The 17,765-nt window shown below is 73.0% G+C and carries 14 protein-coding genes; 8 read left to right on the forward strand and 6 right to left on the reverse strand.

Translation table 11 applies throughout. The features are described 5' to 3' along the window. The first annotated feature begins 181 nt into the window (after window positions 1-181). Together M8J73_RS04720 and M8J73_RS04725 are read left to right on the forward strand one after the other, a co-directional pair. Window positions 182-1,525 carry an MFS transporter gene (locus M8J73_RS04720; protein WP_249828279.1) on the forward strand — a complete coding sequence of 448 codons (1,344 nt, stop codon included), beginning with the start codon at window positions 182-184 and terminating at the stop codon, window positions 1,523-1,525. Window positions 1,526-1,713: 188 nt separating this feature from the next. Next, window positions 1,714-2,229 (forward strand): hypothetical protein, encoded by a 516-nt coding sequence (locus M8J73_RS04725; protein ID WP_249828280.1) that lies wholly within the window; start codon window positions 1,714-1,716, stop codon window positions 2,227-2,229. Between the two features lie 4 nt (window positions 2,230-2,233). Here the strand turns inward: M8J73_RS04725 and M8J73_RS04730 are convergent, their stop codons facing one another. Continuing rightward, window positions 2,234-2,686, reverse strand: coding sequence for a TIGR03618 family F420-dependent PPOX class oxidoreductase (locus tag M8J73_RS04730; RefSeq protein WP_055542869.1), 453 nt, complete (start codon window positions 2,684-2,686; stop codon window positions 2,234-2,236). Window positions 2,687-2,779: 93 nt separating this feature from the next. Between M8J73_RS04730 and M8J73_RS04735 the strand changes: the two genes are divergently transcribed. From M8J73_RS04735 to M8J73_RS04755, 5 genes are all read left to right on the forward strand, one after another. Continuing rightward, window positions 2,780-3,358: a TetR/AcrR family transcriptional regulator gene (locus M8J73_RS04735; RefSeq protein ID WP_249828281.1), complete on the forward strand. Its 579-nt coding sequence runs from the start codon at window positions 2,780-2,782 to the stop codon at window positions 3,356-3,358. Continuing rightward, window positions 3,355-4,791 (forward strand): MFS transporter, encoded by a 1,437-nt coding sequence (locus tag M8J73_RS04740; RefSeq protein ID WP_249828282.1) that lies wholly within the window; start codon window positions 3,355-3,357, stop codon window positions 4,789-4,791. Before M8J73_RS04735 ends, M8J73_RS04740 begins: the two co-directional genes overlap by 4 nt. 24 nt (window positions 4,792-4,815) lie before the next feature. Next, window positions 4,816-6,042 (forward strand): serine hydrolase domain-containing protein, encoded by a 1,227-nt coding sequence (locus M8J73_RS04745; RefSeq protein WP_055542885.1) that lies wholly within the window; start codon window positions 4,816-4,818, stop codon window positions 6,040-6,042. Between the two features lie 99 nt (window positions 6,043-6,141). Further along, the gene (locus M8J73_RS04750; protein ID WP_206188065.1) at window positions 6,142-7,386 is read left to right on the forward strand and encodes a hypothetical protein; all 1,245 of its coding nucleotides are present in this window, start codon (window positions 6,142-6,144) and stop codon (window positions 7,384-7,386) included. After that, window positions 7,383-7,715, forward strand: a complete 333-nt coding sequence (locus tag M8J73_RS04755) for a hypothetical protein (RefSeq protein ID WP_055542886.1) — start codon at window positions 7,383-7,385, stop codon at window positions 7,713-7,715. Before M8J73_RS04750 ends, M8J73_RS04755 begins: the two co-directional genes overlap by 4 nt. On the opposite strand, the gene M8J73_RS04760 is transcribed toward M8J73_RS04755, so the two are convergent. After that, window positions 7,629-9,785: an ATP-binding protein gene (locus tag M8J73_RS04760; protein WP_249828283.1), complete on the reverse strand. Its 2,157-nt coding sequence runs from the start codon at window positions 9,783-9,785 to the stop codon at window positions 7,629-7,631. The two genes, M8J73_RS04755 and M8J73_RS04760, sit on opposite strands and share 87 nt — an antisense overlap. Before the next feature lie 212 nt (window positions 9,786-9,997). On the opposite strand from M8J73_RS04760, the gene M8J73_RS04765 reads away from it, so the two are divergent. Then, window positions 9,998-13,162: an AfsR/SARP family transcriptional regulator gene (locus M8J73_RS04765; protein ID WP_274757590.1), complete on the forward strand. Its 3,165-nt coding sequence runs from the start codon at window positions 9,998-10,000 to the stop codon at window positions 13,160-13,162. Between the two features lie 299 nt (window positions 13,163-13,461). On the opposite strand, the gene M8J73_RS04775 is transcribed toward M8J73_RS04765, so the two are convergent. The 4 genes from M8J73_RS04775 to ribA all read right to left on the reverse strand — a co-directional run bounded on the left by M8J73_RS04775 (window position 13,462) and on the right by ribA (window position 17,742). Continuing rightward, entirely contained in the window at window positions 13,462-14,667 is a 1,206-nt protein-coding gene (locus M8J73_RS04775; protein WP_055543096.1) for a saccharopine dehydrogenase family protein, read from the reverse strand. Continuing rightward, the gene (locus M8J73_RS04780; RefSeq protein ID WP_055543097.1) at window positions 14,660-15,715 is read right to left on the reverse strand and encodes a saccharopine dehydrogenase; all 1,056 of its coding nucleotides are present in this window, start codon (window positions 15,713-15,715) and stop codon (window positions 14,660-14,662) included. The genes M8J73_RS04775 and M8J73_RS04780 overlap by 8 nt, the downstream gene beginning before the upstream one ends. Beyond that, window positions 15,712-16,857 carry an NAD(P)/FAD-dependent oxidoreductase gene (locus M8J73_RS04785; RefSeq protein WP_055543098.1) on the reverse strand — a complete coding sequence of 382 codons (1,146 nt, stop codon included), beginning with the start codon at window positions 16,855-16,857 and terminating at the stop codon, window positions 15,712-15,714. Before M8J73_RS04785 ends, M8J73_RS04780 begins: the two co-directional genes overlap by 4 nt. A gap of 225 nt (window positions 16,858-17,082) precedes the next feature. Beyond that, a complete protein-coding gene (gene ribA, locus M8J73_RS04790) occupies window positions 17,083-17,742 on the reverse strand; it encodes a GTP cyclohydrolase II (protein WP_055543099.1) in 660 nt (219 codons plus the stop codon). Between the last annotated feature and the right edge of the window lie 23 nt (window positions 17,743-17,765).

Here is a 17,765-nt window from a genome sequence, read left to right on the forward strand (position 1 = left end):
TAACTATCCAGTGCGTTAATTACCCGGGTAGCACCCGGCACGGCCGCCCCAGCACCCCCGGGGACCCGGCCCCCTCCCCCACGTCTCGCACCGCCCTGCTCTGCCCAGGCATGTCTTGCCCTGCCTAGCCTTCCTCCGCTTCACTCCCTCCCATGGGGGAGATCCCTCGAAGGAGCACGCCGTGTCCGTCCCCGCCGCACCTCCCGGTCAGCCCAGGAAGGCCGCCACGGCCGCCTGGATCGGCAGCGCCCTGGAGTACTACGACTTCTTCATCTACGGCAGCGCCGCCGCCCTGATCTTCCCGACGGTCTTCTTCGACGAGTCCGACCCGGCGACCGCGACCCTGCTGTCCCTGGCCACCTTCGGTGTCGCCTACGCGGCGCGGCCGATCGGCGCGCTCTTCCTCGGCCACTTCGGTGACCGGCTGGGCCGCAAGAAGATCATGGTCTTCACACTGATCCTGATGGGTCTGTCGACGTTCCTCATCGGCTGCCTGCCCACCCGTGACCAGGTCGGCACCCTCGCCCCGGTCCTGCTGGTGCTCTGCCGTGTCCTCCAGGGCATCTCGGCGGCGGGTGAGCAGGCCAGCGCCAACTCCATGACGCTGGAACACGCACCGGAGGACCGGCGCGGCTTCTTCACCAGCTTCACCCTGAGCGGCACCCAGGGCGGCCAGCTGCTCGCGACCCTGGTCTTCATCCCGATCGCCGCGCTCCCCGAGGACCAGCTGCTGTCCTGGGGTTGGCGCGTCCCGTTCTGGATGAGCATCGCGGTCGCCGTCGCGGGCTACGTCATCCGCCGCACGCTGAACGAGACCCCCGCGTTCACCCGGCAGCAGACCGCCTCCGAGGGTGTCGCGAAGCTCCCGCTCGCCGTGCTGATGCGTGAGCACTGGGCGGATGTGCTGCGGGTGATCGCGGGCGCCATGGTCGCCTCGGTCTCGACGATCTTCACCGTGTGGGCGCTGGCGTACGGCACGAGCGAGTCGGTCGGTCTGTCGCGTTCCTCGATGCTGTGGGTGGGCGCGCTGGCCAACCTGGTCGCGCTCGCCGCGATCCCGCTGTGGGCCACGCTCTCCGACCGCGTCGGCCGCCGCCCGGTGTTCCTGATCGGCGCGGCCGGCAGCGCGGTGATGATGTTCGTCTACCTGTGGGCGGTCTCCACCGGCGCGTATCCGCTGGTCCTCGTCCTCGGCATCGTCACCTTCGGTGTCGTCTACAGCGCCGCGAACGGCATCTGGCCCTCCTTCTACGGCGAGATGTTCTCCACGAAGGTCCGGCTGTCCGGCATGGCCATCGGCACCCAGATCGGCTTCGCGGTCGCCGGTTTCGCCGTCACCTTCGCCGCGCAGATCGCCGGGCCCGACGGGGACGACTGGTTCGCGGTGGCGCTGTTCACCGCGGCGCTGTGCGTGCCGCCGGTGCTCGCGGCCCTCACCGCCCGCGAGACCCACAAGGTCCCGACCGAACTCCTCGGCGTCCGCGCGACCGACCCGGCGAACGACCGGGAGCGCGTCGCGGCCTGACCTCCCCGTCCCCGATCACGGGCCCCGAGCACCGGTGGTGTTCGGGGCCCTGCCGTGCGCCCCCTCCCCCCTTCGGGCACCCGGACGGTCGCCGCACCGCGGGCGGCCACCCCGCCGCGGAGGTCCGCGCAGGTCGGAGGGATGATGACGCCGGCGCCGCGATCACGCGGGGCCGGCCGGGGGTGGGGATGCGGAGAGAGAAGTCCCGCAAGGGTGTGCTGATCGGCCTGGCGGCCGGGGTGGGGTGCCTGCTGGTGGCCCCCGTCCTGCTGGTCGTCGGGGCCGTCACCCTGATGCTCCTGGGCCGGGCGCTGAGTCCGCTCCCGATACCGGACGGCGAGGCGCTCGCCCTGCGCGACGAGCAGGTCGTCGGCACCTGGCGGGACGACTCCGGCGGGCGGCTGGTGCTGCGCGAGGACGGGACGTTCACCTCGGACGGGGTGTGCGGCGACTTCAAGGGCGACGACCTCGCCCCCAGCAGGGCACCGGACCCCGGCACCGGCATCTGGGAGCACCGCGAGTCGGAGGAGTTCGAGACCGACAGACCCATGTCGGAGGTCCGCCTCACCTTCACGCCGAGCGAGGTGTGGACGGAGTACGAGGCGCGGGGGACGCCCGAGAAGGCCGTCCTGTGGATGTTCATCGGCGACCCCGACAACGGGGACCTGTGCGTGCTCGACAAGGTCGACGGGGCCGCCGGATGACACCTCAGCGTTTGGGGATGCCGTATGCCCGTTCCACGCGCAGCCGCAGCACGAGCCTGCGGTCGCGGACCATCGCCGCGCGGTAGTCGTCCCAGTCGGGGTGCTCGCCCAGCACGTCCCGGTACAGCCTGACCAGTTCCTCGACGGTCTCGTCGTAGGGATCCTCGGCCACCGGCGTGAGGTCGGCCGTGCCCTCGGCGACCGTGTAGGCCCAGCGGTCGGCGCTGGTCACGTGGTACGAGACGCGGGGGTCGCGGCGCATGTTGCGGGTCTTGGCGCGTCCGTCGGTGATCGACACCCGGATCGTCCGCTCGTCGGGGTAATAGGCGTGGTTGACGTTCGAGAGCTGGGGGCGGCCGTCCGCCTTGAGGGTGACCAGCACGCCGCCGTCGACTGTGGAGACCAGGCCGAGCAGGGCGTTCTGTACGGCGTCCGTGTCAGATGTGTCCGGGGTCATGACAGGTCAACGTGCCGACGGTGGCCCGTGATTCCCCGATACGCCGCACGCAACTGGTAGACACTGTCTACGCCCGTGCGGTAGACAGTGTCCATGAGTGAGCGGAACGCCGGTCTCAGGACCCGGCTCGTGGATGTCGGGGTCGAGTTGGTGACGACCGAGGGTGTGCAGGCGCTGTCGTTGCGGGAGATCGCACGGCGGGCGGGGGTGTCCCACGGGGCGCCGCGCCGGTACTTCCCGACGCATCTGGAGCTGCTGTCGGCGATCGCGCGCCGGGGCTTCGAGGACCTCGCGGCCAGGGGCGCCGCGGCCCTCGGCGACGGCACGGAGAGCCCCCGGCGGCAGGTGGCGACGCTGGGCCGGGTGTACCTCGACTTCGCGCTCACCCACCGGGGCATGCACGAGCTGATGTTCCGTCATGATCTGCTGGAGAGCAACACGTTGGGGCTGCGCGACGCCAGCCTCCCGGTGTTCGGACTACTCGTGGACCTCGTCGGCCGGGCCCGGCCGGACGTCGACGCCCGGCTCGTCGCCGGGGCGCTCCTGGCGAACCTGTACGGCATCGCCCAGCTGTGGGCCTGGGGCAGCCTCCAACTCACCACGGGGAAGGACGACTTCACGCCCCTGCTCGACGCTGCCCTCGACGCGCACCTCGGGCGTGAGGACCGATGAGCGCGGTCACCCGGGAGGCCGGCGCGGACGAACGGCCGGCCGTGTCGGTGCCGTACCGCCGGCTGACGCTCGCGAACAGCGTGCTCGGCGCGGTGATCGTCGCCCTCGACGGAACCGTGCTGACGATCGCCCAGCCCACCCTGCGCCGGGACCTGGACGCCTCCTTCGCCGAGGTGCAGTGGACCAGCACCGCCTATCTGATCACGGTGGCGAGCCTGCTGGTCTTCGCGGGGCGACTCGGTGACCGGTTCGGGCACCAACGGGTCTTCGCCTGGGGCGTGTTGGGGTTCGGCGCCGCCTCGGCGGGCATCGGCCTCGCGCCCGGTGTGGGATGGGTGATCGCGCTGCGGGTCGTCCAGGGGGTGTTCGGGGCGCTGCTGCAGCCGGCCACGCTCGGGATGCTGCGGGCCGCGTTCCCGCCCGACCGGCTGGGCATGCCCGTGGCGCTGCGGACCAGCGCCATCGGGGTGGCCGCCGCGGCCGGCCCGCTGGTGGGCGGCGTGCTGGTGACGGAGCTGGGCTGGCGCGCGGTGTTCTTCCTGAACGTGATACCGGCGCTGGTCATGGGCCTGCTGGCCCTCGCGGTCCGCGCTCCGCGGGCGGCCCGCGGCGCGCCCGTCGGCGGCCTCGACACCCGTGGCGCGGCCCTGCTCGCCGTGGCGCTCGCTGCGCTCGTGCACACCCTGGTCGGGATCCCGGGGCACGGCTGGACGGTGACCGGTGTGCTCGGCCTGCTCGTGGCCGGCGCCGCCGGCGCTGCCCTCGTACGGCATGAACGGCGGGCGCCCGATCCGCTGTTGCCGCCCGCCGTGCTCGGCTCGGCGACGGCGGGCGCGGCCCTCGGGGTGCTGGTGACCGCGTCGGCGGCGATGATGGGCGCGCTGTTCGTCGGCAGCCACCTGCTCCAGGACGTGCTCGGCATGGACCCGCTGCGCACCAGCCTCGTCGCGCTGCCCGGCGGCGTCATGATGATCCTCGGCGCACCGCTCTCGGCGGTGCTGCTGCGCCGGTGGGGCGCCCGCCCGACGGCCCTGACCGGGACCCTGCTGCTCACCGCCGGGGTGCTGGTGCTGTCGGCGGTGCGGCCCGGCTCCCCGACGGCGGTGATCGGCGGTGGCTTCCTGCTCCTGGGCGCCGGGTTCGGCGCGATGATGGTGACGGCCACCGCGGTGGTCGTACGGGACGCTCCGCCGGAGGCGGCGGGGGTGGTGGGCGGCCTCCAGCAGACGGCGATGAACATCGGGCCGACGCTCGGCGTGGCGGCCGCCGCGACGCTGCTGCCGCTCGCCGCGGGGCCCGCGTTCTGGCTGCTGGCCGGGGTGTCGGCGCTGGGTGCGCCACTTGCCGGACGAATGCCCCGACCCGCCCGTGCTCCGAGGGATGGATCGCGATCAGTACGGAACGATGAAGGCAAGGACGACTGTGAGCCGTGACCGGGCCACCGGAGGAGAAGCACCATGGAACGACTGCGCCGACAGAGCGAGCCGCGCGAGGCCGGCCTCGACCCGAAGACCCTGGCCCGCCTCGACGAGTACCTGGGCCGCCAGGTCGACGACGGCCGGCTCCCCGGCTATCTGCTCTCCGTCGCCCGGCACGGCCGCGTCGCCCACCTCACGACGTACGGCCGGCGCGACGTGGACGCGGGGCTGCCCGTCGAGACCGACACATTGTGGCGGGTCTACTCGATGACCAAGCCGGTCACGTCGGTGGCCGCGCTGATACTGGTCGAGGAGGGGCTGCTGTCCCTCACGGACCCGGTCTCCCGCCATCTGCCGGAGTTCGCCGAGCCCCGGGTGTACGAGTCCGGTGAGGGCGCCGGGATCCGGACCCGTCCGGCGCGGCAGCCGATCCTCGTCCGGCATCTGATGACCCACACCTCGGGCCTGACGTTCGGCTTCTACTACGACCACCCGGTGGACGCGCTCTATCGGGACGCGGGCTTGGAGCACTCGGTCCGGCCGGGCGCCGACCTCGCCCAGACCTGCGCGGAGTACGCGCGTCTGCCCCTGCAGTTCGAGCCGGGCACGCAGTGGAACTACTCCGTCGCCAGCAACGTCCTCGGCCGGATCGTCGAGGTGGTGTCGGGGCAGTCCCTCGACGCGTTCTTCGCCGAGCGGATCCTCGGCCCGCTGGGGATGACCGACGCGGGTTTCCAGGTCTCCCCCGAGCAGGCCGGGCGGCTGGCCCAGCTGTACGGCGAGCAGGAGGACGGCTCGATCGCCCCGGTGCCGGGGCTGCCCCTGCACGGCCGGCCCCGCTTCCTGTCCGGCAGCGGCGGCATGGTCGCCACCGCCCGCGACTACCACCGCTTCGCGGAGTTCCTGCGCCGCCGCGGCGAACTCGACGGGGTCCGTCTGCTGACTCCCGAGTCCGTCGACATGATGGCCTCCAACCAGCTGCCGGGCGGCGTCGACATCCACACCTACGGCAGTGGCTTCCACCGGCAGCCGGGGAACGTGGGCGTCGGCTTCGGCCTCGGCGTCTCCGTCGTCATCGACCCCGAGGTCACCGAGAGCCCCTCCTCCCTCGGCACCTTCGGCTGGACCGGCGCCGCCACCACGATCTTCTGGGTGGACCCCCGCCGGGACCTGACCGTCCAGTTCATGACCCAGGTACGACGCCGCTCGTCGTTCTCGGTATACCCGGACCTGAAACGACTGGTCCACGAGGCCGTGCTGGACTGACCCGGCGGGCAAGGTTTCTGCAAGGAACGGGCAAGGGCTCCGTCCAGTCGTGCGGGAAGAGGCCGGGTATCCAATCGGCTGTACGACACGGGGGATGTCATGTCGGCATTCGGTACGCCCGCTCGTTCCTCGGACCTCCCGGCGCTTGCGGGGACTCCGGCCCGGCAGTGGCTCACACTGACCGGGCGCAGAACCGTCCTGGTGGTCGCCCACACCGTCACCTACGTCAAGCGTCTGCTCGACGTGGTCGCGCTGCTGGAGTCGGACTTCCGCGTGCAGGTCGTGTTCACCGTGCCGCCGCACGAGCTGAGTGACGGCACGGTCCGCTACCTGCGCGGGTCGGGCGGCGCGGTGCTGCCCTGGGAGGAGGCGACGCGCGCCTCGTTCGACCTCGCCGTCGCGGCGGGCCCGCGCGCCATGGACGGGGTGCGTGCCCCGGTGGTGCTGCTGCCGCACGGGGCCTGCTTCCTCAAGCGTTTCGCCGCCGCGGCGGGCTCGCCGGTCTTCGGTCTGCGCCGGGAGGACCTGCTGCCCGGCGGGCGCCCGCCGGCCGCGGTGGTCCTGGCCCATGAGGACGACCGTGCCGCCCTGGCCGGCTCGTGCCCGGAGGCCCTGCCCGTCGCTCAGGTGGTGGGCGACCCCGCGCACGACCGGATCGTCGCGAGCCTGCCCCGGCGGGACGCCTACCGCCGGGCGCTCGGCCTCCACGCGGGACGGCGGCTGATCGCGGTGACCTCGACGTGGGGGCCCGAGTCCTCGTTCGCCCGCTTCGAGAGCCTCCTGCCCCGGCTGGTCCACGAACTCCGCGACGACCTCCACCGCGTCGTCGTCCTCGTCCACCCCAATGTGTGGTCCGGCCATGGTGCGCGTCAGGTCCGCGCCTGGCTGGCCTCCTGGACGGAACGGGGCCTCGGCGTCGTACCCCCCGACATGGACTGGCGGCCGGTGCTGTGCGCCGCCGACCTCATCGTCGGCGACCACGGCTCGGTCACCCTGTACGGCACCCTGACCGAGGCGCCGATCCTGCTGACCGGCACGGCGGACGACGAGACCAACCCGGACTCGCCCGCGGCCGAACTGGCGCTGCTGGCCCCGGCTCTCTCCCCGTTCCACCCGCTCGCCGGGCAGTTCGCCTACGCGGCGGCCGAGTACCGCAGGCCCGCATACGAGGCGGTCGCGGCGCGCATCACTTCCGAGCCGGGGCGTTTCCACCGCAATATGCGGGCGTTGCTGTACCGGCTGCTGGGTCTGGGGCAGCCCGCGCACGCTCCGCTGGGCGGACCGCTCCCGCTGCCCGACGCGTCCTTGATCTGGCCGTCCGCCGGCCGGGAGGTGCCCGCGTGACGGTGCCGGCCGGAGGACTCGCCGCGATCCTGGCCGCATGGTTCACCGACGGTCACTGCGTCGACGTGGACGGCCCCGCGCCCCGGCGGGACCTCGCGGACGTCCTCTTCGGGCTCCGGCCGAGGCCGAACGCGGCCGGAGCCGCCGGCGAGGCCACGGGTCTGCTGGCGGCCCACCCCGGCTGTGTGCTGGTGGTGCTGCCGCTGGCGGGTGGGCGATGGCTGGCGGTCGGGCGTACCCCTTCACGGCCGTGGCAGGGCGTCGAGGAGTGCCGTGACCCGGCGCTCGTCGTCGGCGCTGACCGTCGCGGTCAGCGGCAGCGCCCGTAGGTAGTGGTCGCGGGCGGCATCGGTGTCGCCCGCGTCCTCGGCGCACCGGCCCAGCATCTCCAGGGTCCGGGCCTGCCAGTGCGGAGCGCCCAGCCGCTCGAACGTCCGCAGCGCGCTGCGCAGTTGCCGGATGCCGGCGGCCCGTTCCCCGGACCGGGCCCGCGCCCGCCCCAGGAAGGCCAGCGCCCGCGCGGCCTCGTGCGGGTCGTCCACCGCGGTGAGGATCGCGTATGCCTGCTCCAAGTGGAAGACCGCCGGGGGCAGTTCGCCCGCCGCGAGGGCGATCTCGCCCAGCACGATCCGGGCCAGTCCCGTACCGCGCGGGTAGCCTGCTCCCTCCCACAGGGCGATGGCCTGCTCCACCGGGGGCACGGCCTCGGTGAGCCGTCCCGACCGGAAGTGGGCCACGCCGAGGCCGAGGAGTGCCTGGCCCTCGTCCCGGTGGTCGCCGGCGGCACGGGCCGCCTCCCGTGAGGCGGCGTACCAGGTGATCGCCTCGTCGACGCGGCCCGCGGCGCTCAGGCCGATGGCGCCGGAGTTGAGCATCTGGCGCTCGGCCTCGGCGTGTCCGGCGTGGCGGGCGGCGGCGAGTCCCAGTTCGTGGGCCTCGATCCACAGGTCGTAGAAGCGCAGGCGCAGGAAGAGGGGCCACATGGCGTCGACGAGCTGCCAGGTGAGCGTGGACCAGCGGCGTTCGGCGGCGGCGCGCAGCACGGCCATCAGGTTGGTCCGGTGACGGTCGAGCCAGGCCAGCGCACCGGTCTCGTCGTCGAAGGGTGGTTCGAGGTCGGGCCAGTGCTCGTCGGCCCGCTCCAGGGTGAACTGCGCCGGAGTGATGAGCTGTTCGGCGCGGGTGGTGGTCGCCAGGTACCAGTCGCCGGCCCTGCGCAGTGCCTCGTCGTGCTCGTAGCCGGCGGCCTGCTGGCGGGCGTGGAGACGGACGAGGTCGTGGAAGCGGTAGCGGTCCTCGCCGAGGTCCTGGAGGAGGTGGGACTCGACGAGCACGTCGAGCAGTCCGTCCGCCTCGTCGAGGGTCAGGTCACCGGTGGCCGCGGCGAGCCGTCCGTCCAGCTCGGGGGTGGGCAGCAGCCCCAGCAGCCGGTAGAGCCGGGCCGCCGGGGCGGGCAGGGCCCGGTAGGACTCGTCGAGTGCGCCTCGCACCGCGGTCTCTCCTTCCACGGCCAGCACGGCCAGTCGGTCACCGGGGCGGGCGAGCGCCTCGGCCAGCGCGCGGAGCGGCTGTCTGGGGCGGGAGGCGAGCCGGGCGGCGGCCACGCACACCGCCAGGGGCAGCCCCGCGCAGAGGCTGACCACCGCACGGGCGGCGGCCGGGTCGTCGGCGACCCGTTCCCGGCCGACTCCTCTGATCAGCAGTTCCTCGGCCGCCTCGGGCGGCATGACCTCGACGGTGTGGAAGGCGGCGCCGTCGATGCCGAGCCCGGTCAGCCGGCGGCGGCCGGTGACGACGACGAGGCAGCGGTCCGAGCCGGGCAGCAGCGGCCGGGCCTGGGCCGCGGTGCAGGCGTTGTCGAGGAGGACGGCGAGCCGCAGCCCGGAGGTGACCGAACGCCACAGCGCGCTCTGTTCGGCGGTGTCGGCGGGCACCGGGCCGGGGTACAGGGCGCGGAGGAACCGGCCGAGGATCTCGCCGGGCGCCGCCGCGTCGGCGAGGTCGTGGCCCCGTAGATCGGCGTAGAACTGCCCGTCGGGGAAGTCACCGCCGATCCGGCGCAGCCACCGGGTGACCAGGGAGGTCTTCCCCACCCCGGCGGGCCCCGTCACGACGACCAGCCCGGTCCGGCGCGGCGACAGCCGCTCCAGCGCGGCGAGGTCGCCCTCCCGGTCGGTGAAGTGGGGCACCGCGGGGGGAAGCTGGCGGGGTACGGGCGTCGATGGGGCCGGGGGCGGCAGATGGGTGTGGATGCCTCCGTGCACCTCGTCGGCCTGGACGACGACTCCGTGCACCCGCGCGTCCCCGCCGATGTGGTTGCCGATGGTGGCCGCGCCACCGTCCGGACCGCGTTCACCGCGTCCGGGAAGGCCGCCGAGTCCGCCCGTGCCGCCGCTCATCCTGTCCGCCCCCGTGGTCGAATCCGAGCCCGCGACGGGCACCGACGGATGCCGCGTACATGCATCGAAGGTGCCCTACCCGCCACCGCTCCCGGATAAAGGACAAGGATCCGGCCGACAGTTCGAGGCGTGTCTGGTTTCCCAGGTGACGAGGTGTCATTCTGTGCAGTCTGCGCGGTCCTTGAACGGGTGTACCGGCGAGAGGAACGCTGGTGGAGATCCATGTTCTCGGCCCCGTCGGCCTCGGTGTCCAGGACGGCCGGCTCGGTCTCGGTTCCGGCAAGGAGGCGTCGGTCCTGGCTGCCCTGGCCCTGGACGTCGGCCGTCCGGTGCCGCTGGACTCTCTCGTCGACCGGCTCTGGGACGATCCTCCGGGGCGCGCCCGGGAGAACGTCCACACCTATGTCTCCCGGCTCCGCCGGGCGATCCGGGAGGCGGCGCCGGGCCCGAGCGCCCCGGCGATCACGCATCGCACCCACACCTACACCCTGGTCGCCGCCCCCGAGACGGTCGACTGGCACCGCTTCCTCCGTCTCGCCGACCGCGCGGGAACGGTGGCCGCCGAGGGGGACGACACCCGTGCGGCGGTGCTGTTCCGGGAGGCCGAGAGCCTATGGACGGAGCCGCTGGCCGGCCTGCCCGGCCTGTGGGCCCGGCGGGTCCGGACCGCTCTCGCGGAGAAGAGACGTGCCGTGGTCGGCGCGCGCGTCGCGGTGGAGCTGCGACTGGGCCGCTTCGCCGAGACGGCGGGCGAGCTGTCCCCGCTGGTCGACGAGTACCGTGGCGACGAGGCCCTCGCGGGCCAGTTGATGGTCGCGTACTACGGCGGCGGCCGGCAGGCCGAGGCCCTGCACCTCTACCAGCGGGTGCGGCGGATCCTGCGCACCGAGTTCGGCACGGACCCGGGCGAGGAACTGGTCCGCGTCCACCGGCACATCCTCGCCGGGGGCCCGCCGCACGACCTCGTCCGACGGCCCGCCGAGCCACGGCCCACGTCACCGGCCGCCGTCCGGCCGCAGCGCGTGCCCGACCATCTCCCCCGGCAGGGCCCCCTCGTGGGCCGCCGCGCCGAGATGGAACGGATCCGCTCCGCGATCGACACAGCCTCGCGTGACGGCGCGGTCGTCACCCTGGAGTCCATCTCCGGGATGGCGGGCGTCGGCAAGTCCGCGCTGGCGATCCGCGCGGCCCACGAGTTCACCGGCCGCTTCCCCGACGGCTGCCTCTACGTGAATCTCCGCGCCCACGCCCAGGGCCAGGAGCCCCTCACCTCCGGGGCCGCGCTCGCCACGCTCCTGCGCCTTCTGGAGGTGCCGCCGCAGTCCATCCCCGCCGACGTCGAGGAACGCGCCGCGCTGTGGCGCCAGGCCCTCGGCCACCGCCGTGCCCTGATCATCCTCGACGACGCGGCGGGCCCGGAGCAGGTACGCCCCCTGCTGCCCGGCGCGACGGAGTGCTTCGTCCTCATCACCAGCCGCCGCCGGCTGGTGGGATTGCCGCGGGGACGCTCCCTGGCCTTGGACGTGCTGCCCACGGCCGACGCAGTCGCACTGTTCCGCGAGTGCGCCGGCCTCGACGGTCCACGGCCCCCGGGCAGGGCCGGTCAGCGGGAGGAACTGGATGAGCAGGAAGGGCGGAGGGAGCGGGAGGAGCGAGAAGGGCGGAAGGAGCGGGAGGAGTTGGAGGAGATCGTCCGGCTCTGCGGCCATCTTCCGCTCGCCATCGAGATCGCCGCCAACCGGCTGAGCGCACACCCCTCGTGGGACCTCTCCGTGCTGCGGGGCCTGCTGTCGCGGACCACCGACCGCCTCGCCCAGATCCGCGACGGCTACTCCGAGATCGCCCGCGCCTTCGAGGTCTCCTACCAGACCCTCTCCCCCGCCGAGCAGTCCGCCTTCCGCCTGCTCAGCCTCCATCCGGGCCCCGAGTTCGGCCCGCAGGCGGCCGCCGCGCTCCTCGGCCGGCCTCTCGACGAGACGGAACGCCTCCTGGAGTCGCTCCTGCAGTGCCACGTCCTCCAGGAACCGGTCCCGAACCGCTTCCGCTTCCACGACCTGCTCGGCGAGTACGCGCATCTGCTGTGCGGCGCCCAGGACACCGACGAGCGGCGCGAAGCGGCCCGCGACCGACTGCTGGAGCACTACCTCCGCACGGCGGACCACTGCGACCGGCTGCTGTACCCCCGCCGTATCCGTCTGGACCTACCCGACCCGGCCCCCGCCGCCCGGTCCGCACACCTGCCCGTGCCCCGCACCGCCGCCGAGGCCCTCACCTGGTTCACCACCGAGCGACAGAACCTGCTGAGCGCCGAACAGCGGCTGCGGAGCCACGGGTCGTCGGCCCGGGCAGCCCTCCTCAGCCATGTCCTGGCGGGGTTCCTGGACGGCGAGTGCTACTGGACCGACGCGGTACGGCTGCACGGCGCGGCCGCCGGGTACTGGCGCGGTGCGGGGCGCCGCAAGGAGTGGTGCCGGGCCCTGCTCGACCTGTGCGCGGCGTACACGGCGACCGGGCGGTTCCCGGAGGCGGACCGGACGGCGAGGGAGGCCCTGACCTGTGCGCGGACCGTCGGCGACGAGGACGCCCAGGCCGAGGCGCTCCGTGAACTGGGGGTGCTGCACTGGCACATGGGCCGCTTTCCCGAGGCCCTGGAGTTCCAGCGGGAGTCCCTGACGCTGTGCGCGCCCGCCGGGGACCGGTGGCGCGTGGCCCGATGCCAGAACAACATCGCCATCTGCCTGCTCTACCTGTCCGAGCACGCGGACGCGCTGTCCTGGTTCCAGGACGCGATCGAGGGTTTCGAGGCCACGGGCGACGAGCGCATGCTGGCCAAGACGCTCAACAACCTCGGCAATCTGTTCCTGCGCACCGGCGACCCGGAGCGCGCCCGACGGACGTTGGAGCGCTCACTGCGGATCGCGGAGCGCACGGGGAGCCCCTCGGACAGGGCGATCCTCCAGATCAACCTCGCCGAGATCCACCTGCTCACGGGCAAGGCCCCGGCGGCGGTCGCCCTGTGCCGGGAGGCCCTGCCCGTCTTCCGCCGGATGGGCGCGCAGAAGAACGAGGCGATCACCCTCACCCGGCTGGGGCTCGCCCACCGGGCCCTGTCCGACGTCGACCGCGCGGCGGACCACCTCCGGCGGGCCCTGACGCTGGCCAGGGACATCGGGGCGGCACTGGAGGAGGTCCAGGCCCGGCGCGCCCTCGGCGTCTGCGAGTTCGAACGCGGCCGGTCAGCCGCCGCGGTCCGCCATCTGACGGCCGCGATCGAAGCGGCGCGGCGGCTCCAGGCGGCGGAGGAGGAGGCGGGGGCCGAGGAAGAGTTGGATCGCATCCGCACGAGAGTGATCGAGTTTGATCGATTGCGTCTGTGACCGGCTACAAGATCAACGATTCTGCGATCACCCGGGCGTCACCGAGCATGATTCACTAAGCTTCGGGCACGTCGCGAACAACCGTTCCGGCGTGGCACAACTGAGCGATTCATGCTCTGAGAGGTACGCCTTGAGAAGCACGCACAGGGCAGCACTCATCGCGCTGTCTGCACTGGGAGTAATCGCAATCGCAACGCTCACGTGCATCCCGACAACCGTCGTGATGCACAGCGGTTACTCGGCGCGGGAAACCGCCTGATCCACCCACCGGGGGCGGCCATGACACCGCCCCCACCCCCTCAGTTCTCCACCCGCAACGCGAACTCCACCCCGTCCTCGGCCAGTTCCGTGAGCCACTTCTCCGAGCGTTCCGCCGTCTCCGCCGCGCGGAGGAGGCCCGGGGGCAGGGAGCCGTCGAGGATGTGGGTGACGCCGAGGGCCAGGGGGCGGGAGACGCAGCGGGCCATGGCGCTCTCCTCCGCCGTGCCGGTCAGGTCGAGGAGGTAGCGGCCCGACCAGCGGTCACCGGAGCCGGCGTCGACGTCGAGGGTGACGGCCAGGACGACGCGGTCCCGGTCGGTCTCCGTCATCGGGTGCCGCGCGGCCAGCTCACCGGCCAGCGCGGCGATGCGCCGGTCGTCGTCCCGTTCGAGTTCCGCGAAGACCGGGGCCCACGCGGTGAGCCAGCCGTCGAGGCGCAGCGTGCCGCGGACGAAGGTGCGCGGTTTCCAGGCCGGCGGGAGGCCGTACTGGGCGAGGAACGACACGCTGTCGCGGTTGGGGTAGGCCTCGAAGGTCTCGCCTTTGACATCACCGCCGACATCACCGTCGACGGTGCCGTCGACGGCACCGTCGACGACGTACGGGCGGGTCGCCCGCCAGGGGCGCTCGACCGTCGTCTCCGTACCGTCCTCGATGTAGCGGGCCGGTGCGCGCAGGGCGTTCAGGACACCGGCGGGCGCCCAGCTGAAGCGGTATCGGAAGTCGTTCGGTACGGCCGGGACGCCGCCGCAGTACGAGGTCAGGGTGTACGAGGCGGCCGTGTCGGGCCCGATCGCGGCGGTCGCCCGGGCGATCAGGCTGTGGGCGAAGAGGTGGTCGATGCCGGGGTCGAGGCCCGCCTCGGTGAGGACGGTGACGCCCGCCGCCCCGGCCGCCGGCGCCAGTTCCAGGACCGGGTCGGAGACATAGCTGGAGCAGGCGAAGTGCGCCCGCGCCTCGACGCACGCCCCGAGCAGCGGCGCGTGCTCCGGGGCCGGGAGCATCGAGACGACCACGTCACCCGGGGCCAGCTCGGCCGCGAGCCCCGCGCGTGTGTACGCGCGGGGCTCGGCGCGGCCCGCGAGGCCGAGGGCGGTCAGGGCCCCCTCGGCGCGCTCCTCGGTGCGGTGCCACAGCCGTACCCGGGCGGCGGTGCCGCACAGCTTCGCCAGGCCGCTGCCCGTGGAGAGGCCGGCACCGACCCAGTGGACGGTGCCGCTCGCGGGGACCGCGCCATCAGTCATCCGGCAACTCCCTTGTAGTCAGGCCGAGTTCATGGGACGCGCGGCGGAACCGGTCGAGGCAGCGGCCCCACGCGCCGCCGGTCCGGAAGTCCAGCAGCTGCGGCAGCAGCGCGGCGGAGAAGTCGGTGCTCGCCTCGCGGGGCAGCAGGGAGGGCAGGTTGTCGATCGCGATCAGGTCGAGGGGTGGGTGCTCGCGCAGGCGGCGGACCGGGTGGTCCCAGTCGGTGGTGGTGTCGTAGACCGGCAGGACGTTCATGGGTGAGCCGACGTCGACGGTGACGTCGGCGAGGGTGCGCAGTCGGCGGTCCGGTTCGTCGAGGTCCTTGTCCGTGAGGAACGGCGGCACCGGGCTCGTCGTCAGGACGGTGTTGACCATCAGGTCGTGGGCGAGCAGGGCGCCCCTGTCGAGGTCACGGGTCTCGGCCACGTCCCAGCAGGTGGGCTCGACGCCGGCCTCGTCGAGCGCGGCTCGCGCACCGCTCCCGCTGCGGCCCAGGGCGCCGATCACCAGCGCGGTGAGGTCGCCCTCGGAGGCGCGCAGCCGGGCCTCCATCTCCTCCTTGGCCATGGGTACCAGCGGCGTCTCCAGGCCACCCCGGTGGTGCAGGACCGCCAGGGCCGCGCCGAGGTAGCCGGCCCAGAAGCCGAACGCGGCAAGGCGGCGGCCCTGGTCGTCCACCAGGTACTCCAGGTCCAGCAGCGCCCCGCCCCCGGCGGCGAACCTGCGCAGCAGCGCCTCGGCGCCGGGCTGGCCCTTGTAGGCGTGCCCGAAGAAGATGTGCCGGTGGGTGAGTTCGGCGGGCTCGTCGGGGAGTTCCTTCAGCCCGACGATCACGGCGTTCGACGGCGCCGACGGCCAGCGGCCGGGCTCGGTGACCTCGCAGCCCGCCTCCTCGTACGCCTCCGTCGGGAAGATCCGCTGCGGGGAGTCCTCGACGGTGATCCGTACGCCGCTCTCGACGAGCCGCCGGGCGTCGGACGGGACGATCGGGGTGCGGCGTTCGGTGGTACGGGTCTCGTGGCGGAGCCACAAGTGGCGATCGGTCATACGAGGTTGGCCTCCGGGCGCAACGCGTCGGCCGTGAAGCGGTCGACGCTCAAGGGGCTGATGTCGACGAAGGGTACGCGGCCGAGGTACAGGTCGCGGACCACCTCGCCGACCGCCGGGCCCTGGAGGAACCCGTGGCCGGAGAAACCGGTCGCGTAGAGGAAGCGGGAGCATGAACCGGCCTCGCCGATCAGGGCGTTGTGGTCCGGTGTGATCTCGTACAGGCCGGCCCAGCCGCCCGTGCGGCGCAGGTCGAGCAGGGCGGGCGCCCGGTGTTCCATGGCCGCGTAGAGGCGGGGGATCCAGCGGTCGTGGGTGTCGGTGGCGAAGCCGGGCCGTTCGTCGGGGTCGGACATGCCGACGAGGAGGCCGGGGCCCTCGCTGTGGAAGTAGAGGCTGCTGGTGAAGTCGATCGTCATGGGCAGGTCGGGCGGCAGGCCCGGCACTGGTTCGGTGACCGCGATCTGGCGGCGCAGCGGCTCCACCGGGAGGTCCACGCCGACCATGGCGCCGACGGAGCGGGACCAGGCGCCGGCCGCGCACACCACGGTGTCGGTGACGATGCGGCCCTTGCCGGTGACCACGGCGGTGATGGTGTCCCGCCAGGTCTCGATGCCGAGGACCTCGCAGTTGCGCAGGACGGTCGCGCCGTGGCGGCGGGCGCCCGCGGCGTAGCCGTGGACCACGGACTCGGGGGTGCAGTGCCCGTCGTCGGGCGAGAACGCGGCGGCGAGCAGCCCGTCGGTGCTGATCAGCGGGGAGAGCCGCTGGGCCTCGGCGGGGTCGATCATGCGGCTGGGCACACCCAGGTCGTTCTGCAGCTGTACGCCGGCCTCGAACTGGGCGACCTCGTCGGGCGTCGACAGCAGGAAGAGGTAGCCGACGCGGTGGAGCCCGATGTCGTGGCCCAGGTCCTGTCCGAACCGGCCGAACGCCTCCAGGCTGCGGGCACCGAGCTGGATGTTCAGTTCGTCGGAGAACTGTGCGCGTACGCCGCCGGCGGCCCGGGCGGTGGAGCCGGAGGCGAGTTCGTCCCGTTCGACGAGGACGACGTCGTCCACTCCTGCGGCGGCGAGATGGTAGGCGATGCTCGTGCCGATGACACCGCCGCCTATGACGACGACCCGTGCGCTGCGGATCACGTACGCGGCTCCCTTCGTCCGGTCGTGGTCGGTTCACCCGACGGAGTCAGGTCTTCCACCACAGGCGAACGTTCATGCGGTACGGCAGCGGAGTGGGCCCGGGGGCGCGCCGTGCGCACCGCCCCGCCGGAACGTTACGGCGGGCGCGGCGGCCGGTGTCGGACGATCCGATGACGGCCGCCGCGCGACCCCGTGCGACGTGCGGGAACGTACGTGGTGCGGCGCTCAGGAGGAGTGGACCACGGCGTCCAGATGGGGCAGGTAGTGGTCCAGCCGCTCACGCTTGGTGCGCAGGTAGGTGATGTTGTCCTCGCAGGGCGTGATCAGCAGCGGCACCTGCTCGGAGACCTGGATGCCGTGGCGCAGCAGCGCCTCCCGCTTGCGCGGGTTGTTCGACATCAGCCGCACGGACCGTACGCCGAGGTCGTGCAGCATCTCGGCCGCCACCCGGTAGTCGCGGGCGTCCACCGGCAGGCCGAGGGCGATGTTCGCCTCGACGGTGTCCAGACCCTCGGCCTGGAGCTTCATCGCCTGGAGCTTGGCGAGCAGCCCGATGCCGCGTCCCTCGTGGCCACGCAGGTAGACGAGGACGCCCCGGCCCTCCGTGACGATGGCGCGCAGCGCGCTGTCGAGCTGCTCCCCGCATTCGCAGTGCTGGGAGCCGAACGCGTCACCGGTCAGGCACTCCGAGTGCAGCCGGACGAGTATGTTCTCGCTGCCGCTGATGTCGCCGTACACCAGCGCCACTTGTTCCTCGCCGCGATCCTGGTCGAGATAACCTACGGCCTCGAAGTCGCCGTACGTCGTGGGCAGCGGTGCATTGACCACGCGGACGGCACCGGAGGACTGGGCGTGAGCGCCGAGTACGCCAACATTTTCTGTCATGATCTGGTTCCTATCTGGTGAGT

Origin of the sequence: Streptomyces neyagawaensis, assembly GCF_023516595.1 — a bacterium.
GTDB lineage: Bacteria > Actinomycetota > Actinomycetes > Streptomycetales > Streptomycetaceae > Streptomyces > Streptomyces neyagawaensis.